Source organism: Streptomyces paromomycinus (assembly GCF_003865155.1).
Classification (GTDB): domain Bacteria; phylum Actinomycetota; class Actinomycetes; order Streptomycetales; family Streptomycetaceae; genus Streptomyces; species Streptomyces chrestomyceticus.
The window spans coordinates 82,435-106,662 of the sequence record NZ_BHZD01000001.1 but is presented as its reverse complement, the minus strand read 5'-3'; the positions used below and the strand labels follow the sequence as shown (position 1 = coordinate 106,662).

At 70.8% G+C, this 24,228-nt stretch carries 13 protein-coding genes; 10 read left to right on the top strand and 3 right to left on the bottom strand.

Features of this window, described 5'->3' with window-relative positions; all coding sequences use genetic code 11:
* Positions 1-351 precede the first annotated feature (351 nt).
* Both tap and tpg read left to right on the top strand, forming a co-directional pair.
* Positions 352-2,628, top strand: coding sequence for a telomere-associated protein Tap (gene tap / locus OEIGOIKO_RS00365; RefSeq protein WP_125050687.1), 2,277 nt, complete (start codon positions 352-354; stop codon positions 2,626-2,628).
* A gap of 9 nt (positions 2,629-2,637) precedes the next feature.
* Positions 2,638-3,195 (top strand): telomere-protecting terminal protein Tpg, encoded by a 558-nt coding sequence (tpg, locus tag OEIGOIKO_RS00360; protein ID WP_125050685.1) that lies wholly within the window; start codon positions 2,638-2,640, stop codon positions 3,193-3,195.
* A 666-nt stretch (positions 3,196-3,861) separates the two neighbouring features.
* Here tpg and OEIGOIKO_RS00355 read toward each other — a convergent pair.
* On the bottom strand, positions 3,862-4,791 hold the full coding sequence (locus OEIGOIKO_RS00355) for an NADP-dependent oxidoreductase (RefSeq protein WP_125050683.1): 930 nt from the start codon (positions 4,789-4,791) through the stop codon (positions 3,862-3,864).
* A gap of 75 nt (positions 4,792-4,866) precedes the next feature.
* Here OEIGOIKO_RS00355 and OEIGOIKO_RS00350 point away from each other — a divergent pair, with 75 nt between their 5' ends.
* Entirely contained in the window at positions 4,867-5,247 is a 381-nt protein-coding gene (locus OEIGOIKO_RS00350; RefSeq protein ID WP_125050681.1) for a winged helix-turn-helix transcriptional regulator, read from the top strand.
* Positions 5,248-5,906: 659 nt separating this feature from the next.
* A complete protein-coding gene (locus OEIGOIKO_RS00345; RefSeq protein ID WP_125050679.1) occupies positions 5,907-6,995 on the top strand; it encodes a hypothetical protein in 1,089 nt (362 codons plus the stop codon).
* A gap of 1,528 nt (positions 6,996-8,523) precedes the next feature.
* Here OEIGOIKO_RS00345 and OEIGOIKO_RS00335 read toward each other — a convergent pair.
* On the bottom strand, positions 8,524-9,462 hold the full coding sequence (locus tag OEIGOIKO_RS00335) for an alpha/beta fold hydrolase (protein WP_125050677.1): 939 nt from the start codon (positions 9,460-9,462) through the stop codon (positions 8,524-8,526).
* A gap of 1,166 nt (positions 9,463-10,628) precedes the next feature.
* On the opposite strand from OEIGOIKO_RS00335, the gene OEIGOIKO_RS00330 reads away from it, so the two are divergent.
* On the top strand, positions 10,629-11,267 hold the full coding sequence (locus OEIGOIKO_RS00330; RefSeq protein ID WP_125050675.1) for a TetR/AcrR family transcriptional regulator: 639 nt from the start codon (positions 10,629-10,631) through the stop codon (positions 11,265-11,267).
* Positions 11,268-11,356: 89 nt separating this feature from the next.
* Here OEIGOIKO_RS00330 and OEIGOIKO_RS43425 read toward each other — a convergent pair whose 3' ends face one another.
* The gene (locus OEIGOIKO_RS43425) at positions 11,357-12,217 is read right to left on the bottom strand and encodes a calcium-binding protein (protein WP_125050673.1); all 861 of its coding nucleotides are present in this window, start codon (positions 12,215-12,217) and stop codon (positions 11,357-11,359) included.
* 1,098 nt (positions 12,218-13,315) lie between these two features.
* Between OEIGOIKO_RS43425 and cas3 the strand changes: the two genes are divergently transcribed.
* The 5 genes from cas3 (at position 13,316) to OEIGOIKO_RS00300 (ending at position 24,212) form a co-directional block, all read left to right on the top strand.
* Positions 13,316-16,183: a CRISPR-associated helicase Cas3' gene (gene cas3 / locus OEIGOIKO_RS00320; RefSeq protein WP_246177092.1), complete on the top strand. Its 2,868-nt coding sequence runs from the start codon at positions 13,316-13,318 to the stop codon at positions 16,181-16,183.
* A gap of 283 nt (positions 16,184-16,466) precedes the next feature.
* Entirely contained in the window at positions 16,467-17,015 is a 549-nt protein-coding gene (locus tag OEIGOIKO_RS00315; protein WP_125050669.1) for a hypothetical protein, read from the top strand.
* A 196-nt stretch (positions 17,016-17,211) separates the two neighbouring features.
* Complete coding sequence (locus OEIGOIKO_RS00310) at positions 17,212-18,009, top strand: SsgA family sporulation/cell division regulator (protein ID WP_170251446.1); 798 nt, start codon at positions 17,212-17,214, stop codon at positions 18,007-18,009.
* Between the two features lie 305 nt (positions 18,010-18,314).
* Complete coding sequence (locus OEIGOIKO_RS00305) at positions 18,315-19,379, top strand: hypothetical protein (RefSeq protein WP_125050665.1); 1,065 nt, start codon at positions 18,315-18,317, stop codon at positions 19,377-19,379.
* A gap of 543 nt (positions 19,380-19,922) precedes the next feature.
* A complete protein-coding gene (locus tag OEIGOIKO_RS00300) occupies positions 19,923-24,212 on the top strand; it encodes a LamG-like jellyroll fold domain-containing protein (RefSeq protein WP_125050663.1) in 4,290 nt (1,429 codons plus the stop codon).
* The last annotated feature ends 16 nt before the right edge of the window (positions 24,213-24,228 follow it).

Genomic DNA, 24,228 nt, shown 5'->3' with positions numbered 1-24,228 from the left:
TGGGGCCCAGCGGATGCCGTACTCACCGAAGGATGGACCCTCTCGTCCGTACGGCCGGTGGCACTTGTTTCGGGCGGCGGGCCGATCCCGGCCCCTGGGTGGGTGGCCCGCAGGAACTGGCTGGGCATGGCGGTGAACTCGTCGGCTCACTCCCGCTGCCTGTGCTCCACCGGCCGTCCTGCGTCGCCGGGCCCCCACGGGTCCGATGGGCTCAACCGAAATGTAAGTCTGCTTACGGTGCCGGTCGCCACGCCGCCTCACCCTCCCGTACGCAGTCCGTACGCCATCCGTACGGTAAAGGAACGCAACCCGTACGCTTCGTCGGATAGGGTGCCGATCGGGAGGTGTCCCATGTCCGAGTTGTTCGATGCGGTCGACGCGCTGGTGGCGTCCCGTGCTCCGCTGCCGTCGGCGGAGGAGCGTAAGCGGTTGCGCCAGGCGCACGGCCTGACGTTGGACGACGTGGCCGGTGCGCTGAAGGTGCGGCGGGCGACGGTGTCGGCCTGGGAGTCGGCCAAGAAGCCGACCGAGCCGCGCGGCCCGGAACGCGAGGCGTACGCCCGGCTGCTCGACAGGCTCGCGGAGCTCTACCCGGCTCCGGCGGACACGGCTGATACGGGTGCCCTGTCTGGCACGACTGCCCCGGTCCAGGACGCTGCGGTGCCGGACACCGGCACCGGTTCATCCGCCTCGACGGAAGTACGAACCCCGGACCCGGGCCCGGCGCCCAGGGCTGTGGACACCGCAGTATTCGAGGCGCCCCGGACCAGCCCTGCTCCTGCCGCCGCCCCTCCGGTGGCCGCGCCGCGCCCAGTGCGTACTGCCAAGTCGTCCACGACGTCACGCCGACCGGTCGCGAAGAAAGCGACTGTGGCCACCCCTCTGGCAGACGGCTCCGACCCGCGTTTCGAGAACGGGCCGCTCGCGGTCGTCGACATCGAGGAGGGGAAGGCGCTGGCGTACTGCACCGGTGGCCTGGTCCTGGACGTGCCTGCCAAGTCTCTCCCGGCCCTGGTGGACTGGACTCTCAAAGAAGCCAGGCTCGGGCAGCCGAAGCTGTCCGGCCCGGGCAAGCCGGCTGATCCGCTGCTCGTGCTCACCGAGGCCGCGTTGGAGCGCTACGGCCTGCCCGTGACCCTCGCCGAGGAGGAGCGGGTTGCCGGCCGGATCCCGGAGGGCCACAAGGTCATCAAGCAACTGGCCCGCGCGCAGTGGCAGTTGACCAAGCGCGGGTTCGGCCCGTGGGCGCGTATCTACCGCCCGGCGCAAGGTTCGGAGCGTGCCTGTGTGCAACTGTGCATCCCGTCCTGGAACGCCCTCGACGCCCGCCACTGGGGCGCCGCCGGTCAGCTCGCGCCGGCGGAACTCGCGCGCCTGCTGGGCACGTACGCCTCCCGGGTGCTGACCCCGCGCGGCTCCACCGCCGTCACAGGTCTGGAGCTGATGACCGCGCTGCACCCGCCGACCCGCGCCTCCGAGCCGGACGCCGACGGCAAGCGGCACTCCGAGTACAACCCCGGCTCGCTGGGCACGGAACCGGTGGACTGCGCGCCGTGCGAAGCCCCGGACGGCCACCCGCTGCTCAAGGATCTGCCGCGCTTCCACGTCCGCGGTCCGGCGGAGAAGCTGTTCGAGGAGGCGTACGACTGGGCGCGGCCGATGACCGACGCCGAGTGCCTGCGCCGCAGTCTCGTGGGCCTGGACGTCAACATGGCGTTCGCTGCCGGAGCCAACGGCCTGACCGTCGGCCTCGGCGCTCCGACCCACGTCAAGAACCCCGTGTTCGATGCGAAGCTGCCTGGTTCATGGCTGGTCGACCTGTCGCACATCGACCTGTCCCGGGTGAAGGTGGCCAAGGACACGTGGGCGCAGCTGGACGGTGACCTGCTGCCCAGCCCGTTCACACCGAAGGGCGAGCGCCCCGAAGGCCCGGCCTGGTACACGACGCCGACTGTCGCCTACGCCGTGGAGCTCGGCTACGACGTGCGCCCTGTCGAGGCGTACGTACGGTACGAGAGCGGCCGCTACCTGGACAGCTGGTACACCCGGCTGCGCGACGCCTACCTCGCCACCATGGCCGACCTCGGCGTCGACCAGAACCTGGCGCCGGCCGACTTCCTGGCGGCGATGGACGGCTACCGCAGCCGTGACCCGCAGATGGCGATCGTGGCGTCCGCGATCAAGGCGACGGTCAAGGGCGGCCTCGGCAAGCTGCGCGAGCGCCCGCGTGGCGAGGGCTGGCGACCCGGCGAGCCGTGGCGCGCCCTCGCCCGGCCGACCTGGCGCCCCGACATCCGCGCGGCCGTCATCTCCCGTACACGGATCAACTTGCACCGCAAACTCGTCAAGCACGCGGCGTTCACCGGCCAGTACCCGGTCGCGATCCTCTCCGACTGCGTCGTGTACGCGGTCGACGGCACCGGCCCGCTGGACTTCCTGCCGTACCGGGAGGGCAAGCCGCTGCCTGGCGGCTTCAAGCTCGGAGTCAATCCCGGCCTGGTCAAGCACGAGGGTACCCAGAGCACGCTGTGGGGCGAGGGCGTACGGGAGCAGTTCGACGCCCCGGCGCTCAACCTCGCCCGGTACATCAAGGACGGCACCGTCACCGACGTCGACCATGGAGAGTAGGAGAGGGCGATGAGCCTGTTCGGAGACGGCCTGGACGCCGCGGTGCAGAAAGCCTTCACCCGACCGGCGCCGAAGTCGGCGGGCGCGCAAATGCGGTACCTGGTCAAGCAGTTGGGGGGAACCAAGGCGGTCGCCCGAATGCTGCGTATCTCCCAGCGCACCGTGGAGCGGTACGTCAAGGACCAGATCAGAAAACCTCGCCCGAACCTCGCCGCGCGCCTGGAACGTGAGGTGAAGTCCCGGTGGCAGCCGCAGATCCGGGCCAAGGCGCGGCAAAAGGCGGCGACGACCGACGGCATCGTCGTCGACGTCCACGCCCGCCTCGGCTACACCGCGCCGATCGGAACGACGGACCAGGACCGCATCCGCCACCTCACCGTCGCACTCCCGCCCCAACACGCTGCCCGCCTCTTCGACGCCCAGCAGCAGGGCGCCGGTGACGACAGACTGCGCGAGCTGACTGCCGAAGCCCTCAAGGAGGTGTACTTCCAGGATGACGGCCGCCGTGCCGGCTCCCTGCAGGAAGTGCAGATCAACGACGTGATCCACCTGGACTTCGAGCTGTAGAGGACGCGCACCGGACAGAGGGGGAGCCCCGGGCCGATACGGGAGGCCGCCCGTTGTCATCGTTATCTTTTCCATCATGGGCTGGGGCCGCTTGCAGCGGTGCAGGGCTGGTCGCCGCAGCAGCCGTTGCGTCGGTTCCCCGACCCACCGGTCGCGTAGTCGCCTTTCGTCATCTGGTGGCCTTTCGTCGTTGCCGGGCGGTCCTACGAATCCGGCCGTGTCCGCGTCGACACCGCGCGTCGAGAAGACGACCGCCCGCAGCCGCCTCCGGCCGTCCCCGGCAGGGGAGCTGTCGATGAAGGGCTTCGCATGGCCGGCGACGCGCTGTTTCGGCTCACGAGTTGGCCGACGAGCAACTGTCGGCCGTGCGAGGCTGGTGTGCTGCCTGGCCCGTACCGCGCTGTTCCTTCACCAGGCGCTCGCAGTGCTCTGCGCCGAATGCTGCCTGGATGCTGCGCAGAGCCTTCCCGCTCGTCGTACGGCGCTGAGGACCACTGTCAGGATCTCCTCAAATGCACCGGGGACGAGGAAGCCGCCCAGGTCGACGACCAGGGCTCACGTGACCGCCGCGCCGCAGCCAGGACCTCCTTCGCCTCCAGCTCCACCATCGGACCGGACTGAACCGGACTGAGTGGCACCTCGCTCACGCGAGGCCCCGCGACGAGATCAGACGGTGAGCACGAGCTTGCCCTGGAGGTGCCCGCTGTCGAGCAGTCGGTGCGCGTCGGCGACGCGCTCGAACGGGAACGTCTCCTGTACATGGACCCGGAGCCTGCCCTGCTCGACGAGTGCGACGAGACCTCGCAGGGCGACTGGATCGGGGTCGACCGCGATGCCGCTGAAGCGCATGCCGGCCGCCTCGTACTTGGCGGCGAGCTTCGCGTCCTCCTCGACAACCGCCGTCACCAGGTGACCGCCTGGGCGGAGCACGTCGAGCGATCGCTCGGCGGTGTCACCACCGATCGTATCGAGCACGACATCAATGTCGCGGACCGCCTCCGCGAAGTCCACCGCCGTATAGTCGATCACCTCGTCGGCACCGCACTCCTCGACGAACTCCCGTTTGCTCCCGCTCGCAGTCGCAACCACATGTGCGCCGAGCGCCTTCGCTATCTGGATCGCAACGTGGCCGACCCCGCCGCCACCGCCGTGGACCAGAACGCGGTCGCCCTCGGACACACCGCCGAGGTCGACGAGACCCTGCCACGCCGTCAGCCCGACGATCGGCAGCGCCGACGCCTCGACATGCGAGAGCGACGCCGGCTTGCGTACCAGGTGCAACGCCGGAGCCGACACGACCTCGGCGTACGCGCCCGCCGCTCGCGGGAACAGCGGCATTCCGAACACCTCGTCGCCGGGCCTGAACCGCCACGTCTGCGGCGCCTCGCCGACCACGCCGCTGACGTCCCAGCCGAGAACGAATGGCGGTCGGCCGATCAGTGGGAACTCGCCGGCGCGCAGGCGCGCCTCCAGCGGGTTCAGCCCGATCGCCTTGACGCGGACGAGAACCTCGGTCGGCAGGGGCTGGGGCTCGGGCGCGTCCACGATGGTGAGCACCTCGGGGCCGCCGAACGTCTGCTGGGTGATGACTCGCATGACTCTCCTGGCTTCGAAAAGGGAGGAGAAACCAGGCTATGTTTCCGACAGGAACCGCCAGGTACCTTTGGCGCCATGAGCGGTTTCGGTCCCGGTGATCCCTTTCTGGCCGACTGTCCAGCGCGTCTGGCGGTTGAGCTGATCGCCGACAAGTGGACGGTGGTCGTGCTCTACGGCCTCAGCAAGGGCCCGGTACGCCACGGCCAGCTGATCGAGCTGATCGGCGGCATCTCACGCAAGGTGCTCACCCAGACGCTCCGACGGCTTGAGGCGCACGGCCTCATCCGCCGTCACGCCTACGCCGAGGCGCCGCCCCGCGTCGAGTACGAGCTGACTCCGCTCGGGGCGACGCTGATCGATCCGATCCACGTGCTGACCGAGTGGGCGAGGGCGAACGGCGACGCAGTGCTCGACGCGCTCGACGCCGCTCCCGAGCCGGTTGCCCCTAACGACTGAGGCCCCCACATCCGGGCTCCAGCCGCGACCACGAGCGTCTCACCCAGCTCACCTCGGGTGCGGTGCACATGGCCAAGCGAGCGTTCCACGAAGGATGCGACATCTGCGGCGACTGCCGAACGCAGCCAGGTGCGCAGTCCGACGTGGTGCGCGGCGAGGACGCTCACGGTGATGGTGATGGTGATGGTGATGGTGATGGAGTACGCAGGCAACTCGCCTTCCGGCGTTGCGCTCCCGAGCGCCTGGCCTTCGCCGCCAGCGCACTGAGCCTCGACAGTACGTTCCTGGGCCAGAAGATCGCGTACGTCTTGGTGCGAAAGCGTACGAAAACGTACGGAAACGTACGGAAACGCACGAAGACGAACAGCGGTGTGCTGTGCGGAGCTTCGCCCGAAGCTGGCCGCACGGCGTCCGTGCCCCCAGACACGCGGGGAAGATGTCGAGGTGGCCCGCCCACCCCGACCGCCGCCGGCACCGGCGTCCGGCTGCCGTCGGCCCGGACCCCTGTTTATGCGATCATGCGTGCATTGTGGTGGATGGTTCGGCGCGCAGCCGAGCTGCTGGTCAGGTGATCTGCGGCTCGCGCCATCAGATGCCGGGCGATCGAGTGAAAACGGGAGTGTGTTGTGAGCGCGGCTGGGGGACAAGGCGATTCGTCCGTGTCCGACGAAGAGTGGGAACGGTTCCTCCGCGAATCGGTGGCAGGTGCGCCCGGGGCTCCGGTGGAGCCGTCGGCGCGCGCCCGTGAGGTGGGGCGGCGGCTACGGGAGCGTCCTGGGCAGCCGGAGGGCTGGCGTTCGTACTCGCCAAGTCGGCCTCGGCGTAAAGCAGGTTGGTACGTGGCGGGACTGGCGGCTGTGGCTCTCTTGGCCGTGGCGCTCTTCCCGCAGCAGCTCGTCGGCTGGTTCGGTGACGAGGGCGGGCAGGACGGGAAGCCGTTGGCCGCGGAGTCCCAGAGCCCGCGGCAGGCACCTGGCGCAGAGCCCGCTCTTCGCCCCACTCTGGCCGAACCCTTCCGAGGTTCGCCCGCCGCCCGCTGGGCCGACGGAGCAGCCGGGATCGCGGTACCGGAGGCCAAGGCAACCGGTTGGATGGAGGCCGCCCAGGTCGAGCAGGTCCTCCAGCAGAGCCGGGATTTCATGGCGGCCGCGGGGCTCGACTCTCGCGTGCTGCGCGGCGAGCGGCCCACGAAGGCGATCGCGCTGTTGAACCCGCACCAGAAGGACGTCCAGGAGTATCTCCGCAGCGCCCTGTCGTCGACGGCGCCGACTTCCGAGGCCGACCCGCTGCGGTTGTTCAGCCGCTTCCGGCCGGAGCGGACCCGGCTGGTCGGTGATGTCGTCAAGACACGCGGTCGGCTCACGTACCGAGAGGGCAAACAGGGAGCGGTCGAGGTGACGGCGGACGTCACCTTCGTCTACCCGGTCACCCAGGCAGCGGGCGACGCCGGGCCGGACGCCGAGGTCATCCGGACGATCGTGCGGCGCAAGGTGGTGATGAGCTGGGACAACCCGGCCAAGGTCAGCACCGAACCGGGCACGATGTCCCTTGTCTCGTACGCGCTCGACATGACCAACGGAGGCTGCTCCGGCCCCACCGGTTACTTCGAACCGCCCTTCGGCACGGCCGAGAAGCAGTCCGCCGACACAGCCCACGAGGTCGATCCGTACGACCGCAGCAAGCCGATCGGCACGAGCGACGGAACGTCGGAGGCGGGCAACGGCTGCGCGACCGCAACCCGCTCCTGACGAGTGTTGCGGAAGGTTGTGTTTGTGTCTGGCAGGCCGGGGTCTTCGCGGACCGGAGTCTGGGCGGCACCCGCCGTACTGGCGCGGCGTTCTTCTTGTGGGGGCCACAGCTGCTGTTCAAGGCAGAGGACCGGGCCGCCCGCTGTTTGCCGCGCCGGGCGGCAGTTTCTGATCGTACGGTGACCGTGGCGGGCGCCGTCGACGAGGTTGGCTACCTGGCCGGCCAGCACTCGGGGAACTCGCGTCGACTGGCCTGGTGCGGGCTGCGTCGGGTTGTTCACACAGAGGGACGGACACTGGACGGTGACGACGACGGCGCGCAAGAAGCATGGCTTCAGCAGACGCGAGAGTCGGGGAAGCAATGAGCTGCCTGGTGACCACGGCTTCCAGCAGCTCACGCACCCGGCGCGAGGTGGGCGGGCGGCCCACCGTACCGGGGAATGCCAGCAGCTCGCCGGGCCGTCGGCATCGACGAGCGGGTGGGCCGGCGTGAGCGGTCGGTCCCCCGTCCTTCAGCGACGCATGCGGCGCTGGTAGTAGTGCGCTGTGCATACCGGAACCGGACGGCCATGGAGGTACGGCAGCCGACGCGGCCACACTTCTCCCCACGGCCGAACCAGCCCCAGTGTCAGCCAGGCCAGGCCAGGTCTTCCTGGGCCAGCGGCAGCAGGAGAGCACCAGCAGGCCCCAGCCCGGCAGCAGCACCGCATCGTATGTGGACGGCCCGAGTCCGAGCGGAGCACCCGACACAACCCCCAGATGCCCCGATGCCGATGGCACGGACGGCCAGACGACCGCGGCCGCCGCATGCAGTGCCCAGGCCGGGACGCCAGGGACCACACGATGCGATGCACGGTCGGATAAGTGCTCCCCGTCGGCGGATGGGTTGTCGGACAAGGGGCAGCGGCGGGCATATGGCAGGCTCCTGGGTAGGCGATGCCGTTCAATGCCTTCGATGCTTTCGTCAGCCTAGCCCCATGGCGTCCAACCATAGGCGGAGCACCGTCCGCCGCATGGTGTAGCCGTACCACTGCCGTAACGGCCCAGAGGCGTATGTACTCCCGAGCCGCTGGCGAACACCTTGGCGCAGCCGTTCCTCACGAGGGGCTGCGGGCCACTCACACGCGATGATGCACTGCATCAACGGCACGCTCGCTCCCGGCAAGATCCGCAGGACCCTCACCTTCCTGGGCGCTGCCTGCAGCCTGGCGGAACCGCAGAACGACATCGCAGGCTGACCACCCGTCATGCCGGGTCCGGGCCAGCGCAAAGGGCGCAGATTCGCCACGGCCGGAGCAGAGCCGGGGCTGCTGAAGGGCGGCCAGCGGCTGGCTATGGGCTCGCCGTGGCGGCAGGCGCATCCGGGACAGGCTTTGCCATGGGCCGGGCAGTTCAGCGCGGGCGGTCGGCGGCCCGTCCGCGTCAGGACGACTGTTTCTGTCCGAAGGCCCGCCAGGACGAGGGCGTCCTGGCCGCCGTGCGCCTGGGCGGGTGCGCGCCGGGCAGGTCTGAGTGGCGCTGAGTGGCGTCAGTCGCGGCCGATGATGAAGTCGGCTATAGCGGCAGCGACGGCTTCGGGCTGCTCATCGGGGATGAAGTGTCCTGCGTCGGGCACGACGGTTCCAGTGGTGTGGTCGGCCCATGGGCTGATGGAGGCTGCCATGTCCGGGATGGAGCCGTGGCTGCTGGAGATTCCGAGGATGGGCACGGTCAGGTGCTGCCGGTTGAGCGCCCGGTGGTTCTTGCGCGCCGACTCGGCGGCGTCCCGGTAGTAGGCGAGGGAGGCGCGGAGGCCGCCGTCGGCGGCGAGGGCCGCTGCGTAGTGGTCGAGGTCGGCGTCGTCGAACGCGTCGGGAGAGAGGGCCTTCGTTTTGAGGAACCAGCCGACGTAGTCCCGTTCGCGGCCGGTGAGCAGGGTTTCGGGCAGGTCGGGCACGAGGTGGAATGCGAAATGCCAGGTCTTCCACGCCCGGGCCGGGTCGGTGGGAATCGTTTCCGGGAGGGTGATGCCGGGGATCCCGGCGTCGAGCAGGGCGACCCCGTGCAGCTGGTTCTCGTGGTTGAGGGCGAGGGAGAAGGCGACCCAGGCGCCGATGTCGTGGGCGGCCAGCCAGTATGCCGGCACTCCGAGTGCCTTCACGGCGGCGTGGACGTGGGCGGCGACCGTGTGGGTGTCGTAGCTGCGCTCCGGGCGCTCGGAGTGGCCTTGGCCCGGCAGGTCGATCGCGATGACGCGGAACCGGTCGGCGAGACGGGGCATGACCTTCCGCCAGGCCTGCCAGGTTTGCGGGAACCCGGCGAGCAGGACGACAGCCGGGCCTGCCGGTTGGCCGCCTTCGACGGCGTGCAGGCGGATGCCGTCTGCGTCGACCCAGCGGTGGGTGAACCCGTCCAGGTCGTGCAGGGGCAGGTCGCGGACCGGGTTGGCTTGGGAGACATGCTGAGTGGTGGTCGCAGGGGTAGTCACGGGGATCCTCCATTGATGTGGGGCTTGCTGGTTCAGTGCTACGTCCCCGGGCCAGGCAGGCCCGCGAGCGCGGTGGCGGTGGCGAGGCGGTGGCGGTGGCGGTGGCGGTGGCGGTGGCGAGAATCGTCAGGGTGATGTTGGAGATCCGGGTTTCGGCTGTCTGGTCGAGACGCCCCGCAGTAGGAGAGGGCCGACGAGGCCGGAATGGACGAACAGGAAATACGTCGTGCTGAACTCGGCGCGGCTGCCGGGTTCGCTCAGCCCGTGCGTGACGCCGAGACCGTGACACATCACGATCCCGACAGCTGGCCCGGCGAAGACGGTGCCGGCGATGAAGACAGGCGCACAGCGGGACCACCGTGCCGTCTTGATGAGGCTCATCCCGATTGCCGGCAGGTCTGGCCGGGTGCTTCGCCGCCAGGAGCCGCGGGGGCGTGGAGACCTGGGCGGCCAGCAGTGGGTTGACGAACAGGGGACCGATGCCGCGTCGAGGACGGCCAGGTTCGGTGTGCCCAGGTCGTCACGGAGAAACGCGGGGGGAGCGACGGGAAGGCTTTGTTCACGCTCGCCGGTCCGGCCACAAGCACGCCGTTGGCGGCGAACGAGCGGGTCCGGCCCGCACCGCGTGGACGTGTCGGGCGGCGGACGGGGGCAGCCAGTGCGTCCTCGGCCCTGCGGTCTCGGGGTGACTGCAGGCCAGGCAGAGCCCGCTGCCGCGCGGGCGCCGAGGCAGCAGCGGAACACGGTGCGGATCGGCGCCGGGATCAACTGCGTCAGCAGGCCCGCGCCGATGACACCGGGACTCAGGCTGCCGACGCCGGCGGCGGTGGCCAGCACCGCTGCGGTCTTGCGGCTGGGCACGGTCTCCACGATCGACGACGTCGCCGGCGCGGTGGTGAAACTGGTTGCCGCGCCGCTGAGGAGCCGCGAGACCAGCAGGGCGGTCAGGCCGTTGGCGGGAGCGACCCCGAGGTGCTGACCGCTGTGAGCGCCAGCGCCGGGACGAGGTGGTGTCCGGTCGCGTCGGACAGTGCACTTTCCCGGTTTGCGGGGGCCCGCGGTCATGACCATGCCTGCAACATAGCAGATCTTGAACCATTCAGTTCAAGATGGAATGGTGTGCAGCACGGCCCATGGACATCGACGCACCGGCAAGGAAGTGCCACGTGGCAGGCAAGAAGCAGTTCGACATGGACGCGGCACTCGACGCCGCGATGATCCAGTTTTGGCGCGCCGGCTACGCCGACACCTCAGTGGACGACCTGTCGCGGGCGACCGGCCTGAACCGCAGCTCCATCTACTCCTCGCTCGGCGACAAGGACACGCTCTTCCTGCGCTGCCTGGACCGCTACGCCGCGCGCTACGGTGACAAGTACGACGCCGCCCTGTCGTGCGCGGCCTCGGAACCCTTGGCGGCTGTTCGTGCGTTTTTCGACGTCACCCTTGAGCGCATCGCCGACCCCGAACTGCCCGATGGATGCCTGATTGCCCAGTCAGCCATGGCGATTCCGGTGCTGAGGCCAGCCGTCGCGGCGTACGCCAAGAAGGCGCTCGGCTGCCAGCGTGCGCGCCTGCGTGCCGCCTTGAAGGCCGGGCGGTTGACCGACCGGGACGCCGATGCCTTCGCTGAACACGCGGCGGCCGTGAACCAGTCTCTCGCCGTCATGAGCAGAGCCGGGTCGAGCCCGGCGCAGCTCCTGGCCGTAGTGGGTGTGACTGTTGACGCGCTCTCGCAAGCGTTGCGCGCAACCAGGCGTGTCGAGGAGAACAGGGGCCGGAGCCACTCGCCGATGAAGGCGACGTGAAGGGGGCCTCGTAGCGGACGGGAAGCCAGTCCCGTTGAGCTGCCGTCTGCCTGTAGGTATGACCGGCCCCGACCCCGATGCGTCTCATTTCAGTCCTGGTGCACCTCGTTGTGTCCGGGGCCGCCGGAGAGCTTGTCTGTGCCGGGGCCGCCGTAGAGGACGTCGTCGCCGCTGTTGCCCCACAGGGTGTCGTTGCCCGCCTCGCCGTAGAGCTTGTCGTTGCCCTTGCCGCCGTAGAGGACGTCGGCGCCACCCTTGCCGTGCAGGATGTCGTCGCCGTCGTCGCCGTGCAGGGTGTTGTCCTCGTCTGTGCCGGTCAGGGTGTCGTTGCCCGCTTCGCCGTAGCAGTCCTGCCCGCAGTGGGTGAGGGTGTCGTTGCCCGGGCCGCCGTAGGAGCCGAAGCCGAACGGTCCGCTGCCGCCGTCGAGGCGGTCGTCGCCGTCGTCGCCGTGGAGCATGGCGCCCGCGGAGGCGGTGAGCACGTCGTCGCCCTTGCCGCCGTGGACCCGGGCCCAGGCCTGGCTGTCCGGTTCGAGGGTGGCGGTGTCGTCCTGGTCGCCGAGGTCGATGGCGTAGGTGTCGGAGTCGTCGGAGTTCTCCGGGATCGTGACGGCACAGCGTACGGCGGTGTGGTCACCTGGCGTGGGGTAGGCGCACTCGTCGGCATCGGCCGCGTTCGGGTCGATGGCGATCTCGTAGCGGTCGTGGAAGGTGAGGACGTAGTACGACTCGAACTCGCCGCGCTGCTCGATCTTTTCGTCCACGGACAGTTTGTTGTGCTGGCCGGGGGTGGCCCGGTACAGCAGTTCCTTGCCGTTCTCATGGACGACGGCGGCGGTGGTGGAGGTGGAGGCTGCCTGGGCGGCCGGTGCCGACGTGGTGAGGGCAACGGCGCTGAGAACGAGCGCGGAGGCAGTGGCAGCAGCGGCGGTGGGACGGCAGGTACGCATAGGCAAGTGCCCCTTCGGTACGTCAGTGTGCCGTGGTGCTCGTGGTCACCTGGTTGGACCGGGGCGCCGGTGCCGACTCGCGGTCCAGTGTCCGTAGATCTCTCATTTCGGTGTCCTAGCGGTGTGCTTTCTGACGTGCACAGATGAGGGGGTATGTGGCGCAGCGAGCGCGAGATACGTGGGACACAGACTGCAAAGCCGCAGGACACTTTCATGCGAGTTGCAATAGCGCGAGCGTGTCTTCGCGATCGGTGTGCACGGCTCCTCAGGGAGCGCCGAGAGCCGGGTGGCACCCTCACCTCACGCGTGTGGGGAGCGGGCGAGACCGGAGTGGACGAGCGCGGAGACGGCGGCAGCACCCCCACGCGCGTGGGGAGCGGAAACTGCCGTGCTTGGAGCATTCCAACGAGCCGGCGGCACCCTCACGCGCGTGGGGAGAAGGCCATCATTGTTCCGAACCACATGCTGGGGCAGGCGACACCCCATGCCACGTGTGGGAGATCGACCGAACGCGGCATTCGCTTGGACCATCGCACGGCGACACCCCCACACATGTGGGGAGTGGTAGAGCAGGGTCACCAGAACATGCTCGGCGGAGGCAGCACCCTCACGCGTGTGAGGAGTGGAGGTGGTGACCTGCGGTTCTTGGCGGGGCTGTCGCGCCCGTCTCGCCGATGTGTGAGCGGGGCCGGAACAGCAGGGAGAAGCCTCGCCAGCCGCATCATCACCGGCATAGGAAGGAGCGGGTGTGGGCGGTCAGCTGGGCTCAGGTGCGGAAGGCATCACCCTCACGCGCGTGGGGAGCGGGTACCGGCCAGAGTCGCTGGTGTGGCTGGAGGGGGCAGCACCCTCACGCGCGTGAGGAGCGGGACGAGCGGGGCTACGTGGTTCATCGGTGGGTCAGGTCCGGCCTGGCGGTGCCGATTGTAGGGCCGCTCGCCGGGGAGGCGGGGTGGAAGGCCGAAACTGACTCGGGTCGGTGTGGTGTGTGCTGTGGTGGCGGGACTGGCGGGTGCGGCCGTCTTGGGCGGGCATCGGGTGGTCTGGAGGCTGCCAGCTTTGGGGTAGCGGAGTTGTTGGGGGTGCCGGGTGGGTGTGGTGGAGGACGGCAGGCTCGGCGGGATCGATCTGAGTCCGTGGGGCAAGTACAGCCCCCGTTACGGGGTGACATATCCAGTGCTGTTCCACTGCCTTGATGCGGCGGCGGTGGCGGGGGAGTTGTGGGGCCGGCTGCTGGCTCCGGCCCAGCGCGCCGTGATCTGCGAGGGGCTGCAGATGGCGGCGGGCCCGGCGCGCCGGCTGGTGATGTTCATTGCCGGCTGCCATGACCTGGGCAAGGTGAGCCGGTTTCAGATGTGCGAGCCGGGGGCGTGGGCGCGGGTCAGTGACCCGTTGCGGGCCGATACCGGCCGCTGGCGGCTGATGCGGCACGAGCGTGCCTCGATGCACGCCGCGGTGGAGATCCTGGCCGGGTTCGGCTACCGGCTGGAGGCCAACGACAGTCCCGCGGTGCGGGTGGCGCAGATCCTGGGCGCGCACCACGGCCGGTTCCTGCAGGTCGATGTGGCCGGTGCGGCCAGTGACCGGCGGGTGCGGCAGGACCTGGGCGGGCCCGCCTGGTACCGCCTGCGGGTGCGGTACGCGGCCCTGGTGCGCCACCTGACCGGCGCCACCGTGGCGCCGGCGCGGGTGTCGGCTGCGGCCGCGGTGCTCATCTGCGGGCTGGTGACGGTCGCCGACCGCCTGGCCAGCCAGGCGCACCTGTGGCTGCCGCGCGCCTTGGCTCCGGCCTTCGGCGCCGCCGAGCACTACGCCGCCACCCAGCAGCCGGCCGCGCCCGATGCGACAGAAAGCTGGGCCGCGGCGGTGGTCAGCGCCGCGGGCCTGGACCGGGCCACCCTGCTGCCGACGTCGTTCACCCAGGCCCACCCCCAGGTGCCCGGGCCCAACGTGCTGCAGACCTCGGTGATCGAACAGCTGGAGCCGGCCGTGGCCGGCCGGGGCCCGGGCCTCCTGGTGTGCACCGACAGCACCGGGGCGGGCAAGACCATCGCGGCACTGGAGGCGGCGCGCATCTTCAACGCACACTGCGGCACCCGGGGAATCACGGTGCTGCAGCCCACCACGGCCATCGCCGACGCCGCCTACGACACCCTCACAGCGTATGTCGAAGCCCACCGGCCCGCGCGGGCGCCCGTCGCCGTGGTGCACAACCACAGATGGCTGAGCGCCGCCTACCCCGATGACCGCCTGGCGGGGCAGGAACAGATCACGCTGGACGAGGCGTTCGACGCCTCGCATGAGCGCACCGGACGCCCCGAGAGCCGGGTGACGGTGCCCTCATCGTTCCTGCGCGGCTGGGACCAGGCGCTGCTGGCCCCGTTCGCGGTGGCCACCATCGACCAGGCGCTGATGGCGGTGCTGTCGGTGCGCTTCGAGGCGCTGCGGATGCTGGCCCTGTGCGGACGCACCGTCGTCATCGACGAGGCCCACGACTACAGCCCTTACATGCAACACCTGCTGGGGCGCCTGCTGCACTGGCTCGGCGCCTGTCGCACCCCGGTCGTCGTCCTGTCCGCCACGCTGCCGGCCGACGTGGCCCAGGACCTGGTGCGCGCCTATCTGGCCGGCGCCGAACACTCCTGGCGTCGGCTGGCCGAGGCCGCGTTCCCGCTCGCCTACCCCGGCTGGCTCTACGCCGCCGCCCGCGACGCCGCCTGCACGGAAATGGACGCTACCCGGCGCACCGTCCACGCGCACGAGCAGCGCCGTACGGTGACGGTGCACCTGCGCCCGGTGCGCTACCGGCGCTACGGCGGGCCCCAGCGCAGCGTGGCGCCGGATGAGCGTCTGGCGCAGATCGGCGCCGAAGTCGCGCTGGTGGTCACTGCGGGCGGCTGCGTCGTGGTGGTGTGCGCCACCGTCGCCGACGCCCAGGACACCTACCTCTACCTGCGCCACACCCTGGCCTGGACCGATGCGCGCCGCGACCTGGTGCTGCTGCACGCCCGCTTCCCCGGCTACCAGCGCGAGCCCCTCACCCGCCGGGTGCGTACCTGGCTGGGGCCGCGCGGCCCGCGCCCGCAGCGGCTGGTCGTGGTGACCACCAGCCTGCTGGACAGGAGCCTGGACATCGACGCCGACCTGATGATCAGTGACCTGGCCTCCCTCGCCCGGCTGCTGCAGCGTCTCGGCCGGCTGTGGCGGTGCGAGAAGACCTGGCATGAGCGCGGCGGCCCGGCCGGGCACCCCCGGCCCGCGTGGATCCGCCGGCGCGGCCCGCGCCTGACGGTGCTGCACCCGGTCGACGACGATGCGACGGCGCTGCCCGCCGTCTGGCAGGCGGGCGAGCCGGTCACCGTGCTGGAGGCCACTGCGGCCCTGCTGCAGCGCATCCCGGAGCGCACCGTCACCCTGCCCGACCAGGTGCCGCTGCTGCTGGCCGAGCTGGACGCGGACCTGGGCGTCCCGCCGCCCGCACAGCCGACCGCCTCACAGACGGCCCACCAGGCCCGGTCGCAGGCCGAGAGTCACCTTGCGGCCAGCCAGGTCATTCCGCCGCCCGGCCGGATCGGGTCGCTGGCCGACCTCTACCGCCGCCCGACCACCGCCGGGCAGGCCCCCACCCGCGCGGGGGAGCGGCCGTGCCGGCTGCTGCCCTGCTACCGGCAGCCGAGCGGTGCTTTGTCCCTGGACCGGGCCGAAGCACGGGCGCTGCCCGAGCGCGAGCGGCTGCGCCCGCACGAGGTGCGCGCCGTGCTTGAACGCACCGTGGCGGTCCCCGAGGACTGGGTCAGCGACACCGCCAACTGCCCGCCGGTGCCCTATTCCTGGGACCGGCACCCGCTGCTGGCCGACCTGACGCTCCTCGCCCACACCCCGCACCGCCCCGAACCCGTCCGCCTCGGACGGCACCTGCTGCACCTGGACGCCGAACTCGGCCTCGTCCACGACCAGGCCCCCTAAAACGCTGCCGCCCCACCGCCTGCCGCGACGCAGCGGCCCGTCCTGCCCGCGCGACCTGGCGCACCGGCGCACGGCCGGCGCCCCGCCCGGACCGAGGCGTGCCCTTATACACCCCGGCATGGTGCCGTGTCTTCCAAACCGGCAGCCTCGCCACCGCTTCGGAGCCGCAGTGCTGTGCTGACGCCGTACCACCGCACCTTTGTCGGGGCCTGCGCCCTCTTGGCAACATCCGCCGCACCGCTCCCGCGTGCCGGCAGCGGTGCTCCGCACCGAAGGATCGCTCGTGACCATCCCGAGCTACCGCATCGATGTGCGCCCGTGCATCCCGGTCCGCTTACCGGACGCCCCCTCCTGCGCCCTGGGCCTGCGGGACGTGCTGTGCCGGGCCCACCAGATGACGGACCCGCTCGGGGCTGGACGAGGCAAGGGAGCAGATGTGCAGGACGAGAACTGCCAGGGGCGCCCGCCCCAGGACAGGACCTCGCACACCGCCGGGGCGCCCGCAGCGGCGGCCCCACAGGAGCAGGCGTCCCTGCGTCAGCTCGAAGCCGACCTGGCCGCAGCCAGCCGCGAGGACGAAGACGCCCGCGCGCGGCGTCGGCAGGCCGACGCCGCGCTGGTCGAATACCTGCGCCGGCAGGACTTCACCGGCCCGCAGTACCAGACCGTCATCCAAGGGCTGATGGAGTACAGCTGGCGGACCCTGAGCCACTGGAGCGCGACGGGCACCATCTTCGAGCGGTCCGCCCGCATGGGGCGCCCCGTACCCCAGCACAAGGTGGTCGCCTCGTGGCACGAACGGGGCCGCTCGCACCGTTGCGCCGACAGATGAAGCCTGTACGGCGGCGGATTCCAAGCTCCCACAGCCGACTTGGCTCGTGTTCCCGGCCCGGTTCACAGACCTGTTGCATCCAGCACCCCCAGGGGATAGAGGGCTGACCGCATCGCCGCTCGCTCACCTGCACTCGCCCGGGCCGGCTTCCCGCTGGCCGTGGCGGCAGTCGATGACCCCGCCTGCCACTGACCGTGTGCACACCCTGGCGGCACTGGCCTTGTGGCGCGCTGTCGCGGCAGACGCCAACGCGCCTGACGAATGGCCCCGCCTCCCGGTCGCAATGAAACTGTCGTGCGCCCAACTGCTGATCGCCGCCGAACAAGCTGTGGATCTCAACCCTGTCCATCGCCAGGCCATCCCCATCCAACAGCCCAGCCCACCCGACCTGGACAGCTTCACACGTCAACCCGGCAGCTCGTTTCTCGTGCCTCGCACCGACACCGCAACGCCCAAGACGGCAGAAATCGGCATGGCGGGTCGGCATACTTCGCCACCGGACATGCCCGCCAGCATGCATCTGCGGGAGGAACATGCGGCGGACGGAGCCGAGATCAACGTCGAGCTGTGGATGCGTTTCCACCTCAGTGAGGAGGACGAGGGGCAACGGCTTCCGGTGCGTCTGACCTACCGCACCACCGATCCGTACGCGGTGACCGCCTGCTTCAACGCCGGCACCGAAGACGAACGGGTGTGGACGTTCGCACACGACCTGCTGGAGGGCGGCCTTACCCACAGCGTCGGCATCGGCGATGTGATCATCTGGCCGGGCGGCCAGCCCGACCGCCTTCCGCACAAAGGCCGACGCATGTTTGTCCGCCTGCGTGCACCGGAGGGCAGCGCTCTGCTGTCGATGGCCCATGCAGAAGCCGCTGCCTTCATCGAGGTGACCGCTTCGCTGGTTACCGGCCCTGAGGCAGCAGAGTTCACCGACCGGATCCGTCCATGGCACAACGACTTGGCCGAACTCACCTGTCCGGGGCCCGTCGAGTAGGCGGCGACCGCACCATGCGCGCACCGGGAGCCTTCGGGCACGGTAGGGCGGCGGTTCGGCCGCGGTGTGGGCGGATGGGCGAAACGCGACATCGTCGGCATAGTGCTGCTCTGGTGCGGCGGGCCGCTGCGCACAGCGCAAGAGGGCCGTGCGCCGGCGTGGGCCTCACCGGCAGCCCTGACCAGGCAGGTGGAGGGGTGCGGGGGCGGAGCCGCTGGTGACCAGGCCGGCGGCGGAAGGCTGACGAGCCGGCGGACCGTGCACGTACAGCAGAAGGGCAGCGGCAGCAGCGGAAGGAAGCGCGCATGAGTGACATACCAGGGGAGCGGGCTCTGCTGAATGCGGTCGAGCGCAGGCTCCTCACCCGTGGCACATCGACACAGACCGTGAATATGACAACCGCGGAGGTCAGGTGGCGTCCGGTCTTTGAGTGCCGCATCGTGCGGACCGTCGAGTCCCGCACCGAGCAGGAACGGGTGCACCACGGGAAGAAGGACCTGTCCGGCCGGCCGACTTACCGCAAGCTGGACGCCTATACGGTGACGCCCCCGGCGAAAGCGGGCGACGAGCAGCAGTGGGAACTGGTGCTGCGCGACTCCGTCCGTCAGGAGCACTGCTCCTGCGGCAACGGTGAGGTCGCCTGCGACCGCTGCCAGGGCCGCGGCGCGCTCACCTGCCCGGCCTCGCGCATCTGCCCGGCCTGTGGCGGCAGCGAGTCCTGCGGCCGGTGCGATGGCAGCGGCGTCCGCCGGCACGACCGTATCGTGGCAGCGACCGGGCTCGGCGAGCGCGTCACCTGCCTCAAGTGCGGGGCGCTGGAGGCGGCCTGCCGTGGCTGCCGCGGCCGCGGCCGTGTCGTGTGCCCGGACTGCGCCGGTACGGAGTCCGTGCCCTGCCCCCGGTGCGACAGCCAGGGGACGATCGCCCACACGGCCTGCCGGGGAGCCGGGCGTACCGTCACCTGGACCGAGGGCCTCATCCGGCACACCCGGTCGGAAGAACGCGTGCCGCAGCCGCCCCCGCATCCACCTCTGTTCGTGCGGTACCTGGCCAAGGAGACCGGGAGCTGGCGCACCGCCGCCCTTGCGCCAGGCGACAAGTTGCCGCACGACCTGCCAGCCGCCCACCAAAGCGCCCTCAAGCCCCGGCTCACCCAAGTCCCGGGGGAGGTCGCCCGCTGCGCTCACCTGCGCTACCTGCCCGTCGTCAGGGTCATGGTGCCGGACGATCCCCACCGCGTGTTCTACGCCTTCCCCGAGCAGGGCGGCCCGAAGGTCGTCGCCGTACCGTCGCCCCGTCGCGTCGCGCAGGCAGCCATAGTGATTCTCGGTGCCGCCGTCCTGCTCAGGGTGCTCTTCGCTGTGCTGTGAGGCCGACGCTGCCGCGAAGGACCGGTGTTCGTGCCTTGGTGCTTTCCTGAGTGCGCCCGGTAGCGGTTGTACCGCCGTCGCGCACGCACGCGTCCGGGAAGATCCGCCACTCGTCGTTATGTTGGCGGCGGCGCGTCGCGCAGCGTTCTCAGCAAGTGCGCTTGAGTCGCGCCGCCGGTGACCGCGCGCCCCCGCATTCCCTTCCGGCTCGTCACCCCCGACAGGCATGTGGTCCGGCGGGGCCGAGCGGTGTCGGGCGCCGTGTGGGGCAGGAAGGGACTAGGCGTCTGGGCTCGCCTCTGGGCGGTGAGGACCGCAGGCTGGAACACGTTCGATCGGGAAGTCGGAGAATCCTTATGAATTTGCTTCCTGTTGCCGTACAACCTTCCCGCGAGTGATCCAGATCACCAGCCTTTCTGGAGTGATATGCCGTGTCTGCCCCCTCTGTGCGGGAGGAGTGATCTAGACCACCGTCCTGCGGTGCCCGTACTGTCCCGCTCCACGGTCTTCATGGAATCTTCATAAAGTGGGCGGGGAGTGGGGATGGAGCGTTCGGCGCGCAGACGGCGCGGCGCCAGCCGGTTACTGGTCTGGCTGCTGGGCACCGCGGTGTCGGTGAGCCTGCTGCCGGGGCTTCCCGCGGCCCAGGCCCAGTCCCGTACGGCGCACCCGCCCCCTGCGGTCCGCGCCGCGGCTGCCCGACCGGCCCAGGCCGCGACCGAGCAGGCCGCGTTGGCGCAGGCCAGGAGCAGCGACACCCGCGTCGAGGTGACCTCCGCGCGCGGGGAGAGCCGGGAGGTGTTCGCCACCCCCGAAGGCAACCTGGAGGCACGCGAGTACCTACGCCCGGTACGGGCGCGGATCAAGGGCCAGTGGCGCGAGATCGACACCGCCCTTGTGCCGACCGGTGACGGCACCGTGGCCCCGAAGGCCGCGACGGTGGACCTGCGGTTCTCCGGGGGCGGTACGGGCCCGCTGGTGCGCATGCAGCGCACCGGCCGGGAACTGGCCCTGACCTGGCCGGCCCGGCTGCCGGCCCCCGTGCTGGAGGGGGCGACGGCCACCTACCGCGACGTGCTGCCGGAGGTGGACCTGCGCATGGGCGCGCAGGCGGACGGGTTCACGCAGCTGCTGGTGGTCAAGTCCGCCCAGGCTGCGGCCAGCGCGGAGCTGGCGCAGCTGCGCCTGAAGCTGTCCGCGACCGGCCTGCAGGTCAAGGAGACCGCCGGCGGGGGACTTCAGGCGGTCGACAACGGCGCCAAGGCCACGGTGTTCGAGGCGCCCACCCCGCTGATGTGGGACTCCAGCCCCGGCCGCCCCGCGCAGGGCGTCACCGGGTCCAAGGCCGCCCGGGCCGGTCCCGTCGCCGAGCAGGAGACGGGCCAGGAGCCGGGGGCGGGGGAGTCCGGCAAGCTGGCACCGGTCGGCGTCCAGGTGCCGGCCGGACAGGACGAAGTGGTCCTCAAGCCCGACGCGGACGTGCTCACCGGCAAGGACACCGTCTACCCGGTCTTCATCGACCCCCAGTGGTCCTCGCCGCGCGCAGCAGCCTGGACGGTCGCCTCACAGTACTGGGCCTCCTCCCCGCAGTGGAAGTTCAACGGCGAGAACAACGCGGGGCTGGGCTACTGCGGCTGGAACTACTGCAAGCCCAACGACACCAAGCGCCTGTTCTACCGCGTGCCGACCGCCGCCTTCGCCGGCAAGACGGTCCTCAAGGCCGAGTTCGTGGTGCACAACACCTGGGCGGCGTCCTGCTCCGCGCGGGAGGTGCAGCTGTGGCGCACCAAGGACATCTCCTCCGCCACCACCTGGAACACCCAGAACGCCGACGGGTTCTGGCAGCGGCACCTGAAGACCTCCAGCTTCGCCTACGGCTACGAGGGCTGCGCGGCCCGGGACGCCGAGTTCGACGTGAAGTCCGCGGTGCAGGAGGCCGCGAACAACCAGTGGCCGGCGATGACGTTCGGTCTGCGCGCCGGCGACGAGGGCGACCGTTACGGCTGGAAGCGGTTCTCCGACAAGGCGTTCCTGCGCGTGCAGTACAACCGGCCGCCCGCGCAGATCACGATGTCGCAGCTGGCCATGGAGTACGGCGGGGTGTGCAAGAAGCCCGAGACCGCGGCCCGCACCCGCACTCTGGGCAAGATCTACGCCAACAACGTCAGCGACCCCGACGGCGACAGCGTCGCGGTGCAGTTCCAGGCCAAGTGGGACGCCGGCGACGGCAAGGGCACCATCGCCCGCTGGCAGCCGGGCCGCACCACCGCCAAGAAGTCCGGCTCCAGCTTCGCGCTGAGCCTGCCGGCCTCGATCCCCGCCAACCGGCAGATCTTCTGGTACGCCCGGGCCTGGGACGGCGCCCAGTACTCGCCGTGGTCCTTCGCCGGGGCGGCGACCGCCTGCTACTTCGTCTACGACACCAGCGTCCCCAAGGCCCCCGCCGTCACCTCCGGCGAGTATCCCGCCTCCGACCCCGACAACCCCGACGACCCGTGGTACGACGGAGTCGGCCAGTACGGCACCTTCACCCTTCACTCCGCCTCCGGCGACGTCACCCGCTACCGCTGGAACCTCAACGGCGACCCCTGGCCCACCCGCGAGCTCGCCACCAGCGCCGGCGCTGCGCAAAAGGCGATGGTGCTGCCCGCCCGGCCGGGGCTGAACTTCGTCACCGCCCAGGCCTTCGACGCGGCCGGCAACGGCAGCGAGATCCGCACCTACCAGTTCCGCGTCAAGGCCGGCCAGCCGGACCGCGCCGCCTGGCAGCTGGACGAGCCCGCCGGCGCCCAGCAGGCCCAGGGAACTGCCCCCGCCCGCACCGCACGCCTGTACGGAGGCGCCCGTACCGGCGCCGACGGCCTGCTGAACAGCGCCCTGTGGCTCAACGGCACCGACGCCTACGCCGCCGCCGACCTGCCTGTCGTCGACACCGACCGCGGCTACGCCCTCTCCGCCTGGGTCAGGCCGTCCGAGAAGCCGCAGCACGCGGCGGTGGTCGCCGCCCAGTCCGGCAACCGGGTCTCCGGCACCGAGCTGTACTACTCCGCCGACCTGGACCGCTGGGTGTTCAACCAGTACGCCAAGGATGACCCCGGCGCCCCCATCGTGCGGGCCATGGCCCCCGCGCCCGGTGGCCTGACGCCGGGCCAGTGGACCCATCTGATCGGCTCCTACGATCCCATCGCGAAGAAACTGCAGCTGTTCGTCAACGGCAAACTCGCCGGCGAGACGACCTACAGCGCCGCCTGGAACGCCCGGCGCGGCCTGCACATCGGCGCCGCCTCCTACGGGGGCACGGTCTCCGCGCACTTCCCCGGCGCCATCGACGAACTGCAGGTCTTCGACAAGCAGCTCACCGCGCCGGAGGTCGCCAAGCTCTACGCCAAGCAGCACCTCACCGGCCCCGAACGGCCCGCCGTCGCGGTCTTCGACTTCGACGAGCAGCCTGGCGCCACCGACATCTCCGGGCGCGCGGACGTCCTGCCCGCCCAGTTCCACGGCGGCGCCAAGCCCGGCGTGCCGGGCGTCGCCGGCAACGCCGTGGCCTTCAACGGCACCGACGCCTACGCCCGCGTCAACGCCCCCCACCTGAACACCGCCCGCTCCTTCACCGTCTCGGCCTGGGCCCGACTCGATACTGCCAAGCCCTCACATGCGGCGGTGGTCGCCGCCCAGGCCGGGGCTCACGCACCGGGCTTCGAGCTGTATTACTCCGCCGACCTGGACCGCTGGGTCTTCAATCAGTACACCGACGACGCCCCCACCGGCACGCCGGTGCGGGCCACCGGCCCCCGGGCCGCCGGCGGGACCTGGGCGCACCTGGTCGGCGTCCATGACACCATCGCCGACACCCTCACCCTCTACGTCAACGGCCACAAGGCCGGCGCCGCCAAGCTCAACGGAGCCTTCTACGCCGCCGGGCCCCTGCTGATCGGCGCCGGCTCCTACCGCAACAGCGCCCTGGGCAGCTACTTCCCCGGGCAGATCGACGACGTGCGCCTGTTCGACCGCCCCGTCTCCGCCGAAGAGGTCCAACAGCTCTTCGCGCACCGCCCCCTGCTCGCCGGCCGCTGGCAGTTCGACCAGAGCACCGGCACCGGCCCCGTCACCACGCCCGACGCACTCTCCCCGGCCCGCCCCATGGCCCTGTACGGCGACGCCAAGCTGACGCCCGAGGCCGCCTTCATGGGCAGCAACGGACTGCTGCTCGACGGCACCGGCGACTACGCCGCCACCTCCACCGTGCCCGTCGACACCAGCGAGAGCTTCACCGTCGCCGCCTGGGTCCAGGCCGCCGCCGTCCCCAAGGGCGCCTCCGCCCTGCTCAGCGCCGACGGCGAGCACACCAGCGCCTTCGCCGTGGGCTTCGTACCCGCCCCCGGCGACCCGCAGGCCCAGGGCCGCTGGCAGTTCGCCATGGCGGACAAGGACACCGCCGACGCCCCCCTCACCCGGGCGGACAACGCCCAGGGCTTTTACGACGTGCGGGAATGGAACCACCTGGCCGTGGTCTACGACGGCCTGGCCAAACAGGCCCGCCTCTACGTCAACGGCACCCTCGAAGCGCTCGCCTGCACCGACGCCGACGGCGACGGGGACGCCGACAGCAGTGCCTGCGCCGACCAGGTGCCCTGGGCCGAGAACGCGCTCTCCTTCCAGGCCGTCAAGACCCTGCAGGTCGGCCGTGCCAAGGGCCGCGGCAGCTGGGGCGAGTACTGGCCGGGCGCCGTCGACGACCTGTGGGCCTTCCAGGGCGCGCTCAGCGAAGCACAGGTCCGCTGGCTCGCCGAGCACTGGGACGACGTACCCACCGACGTCCCCCAGCCGTAGCGCCCGGGCCGCGGAC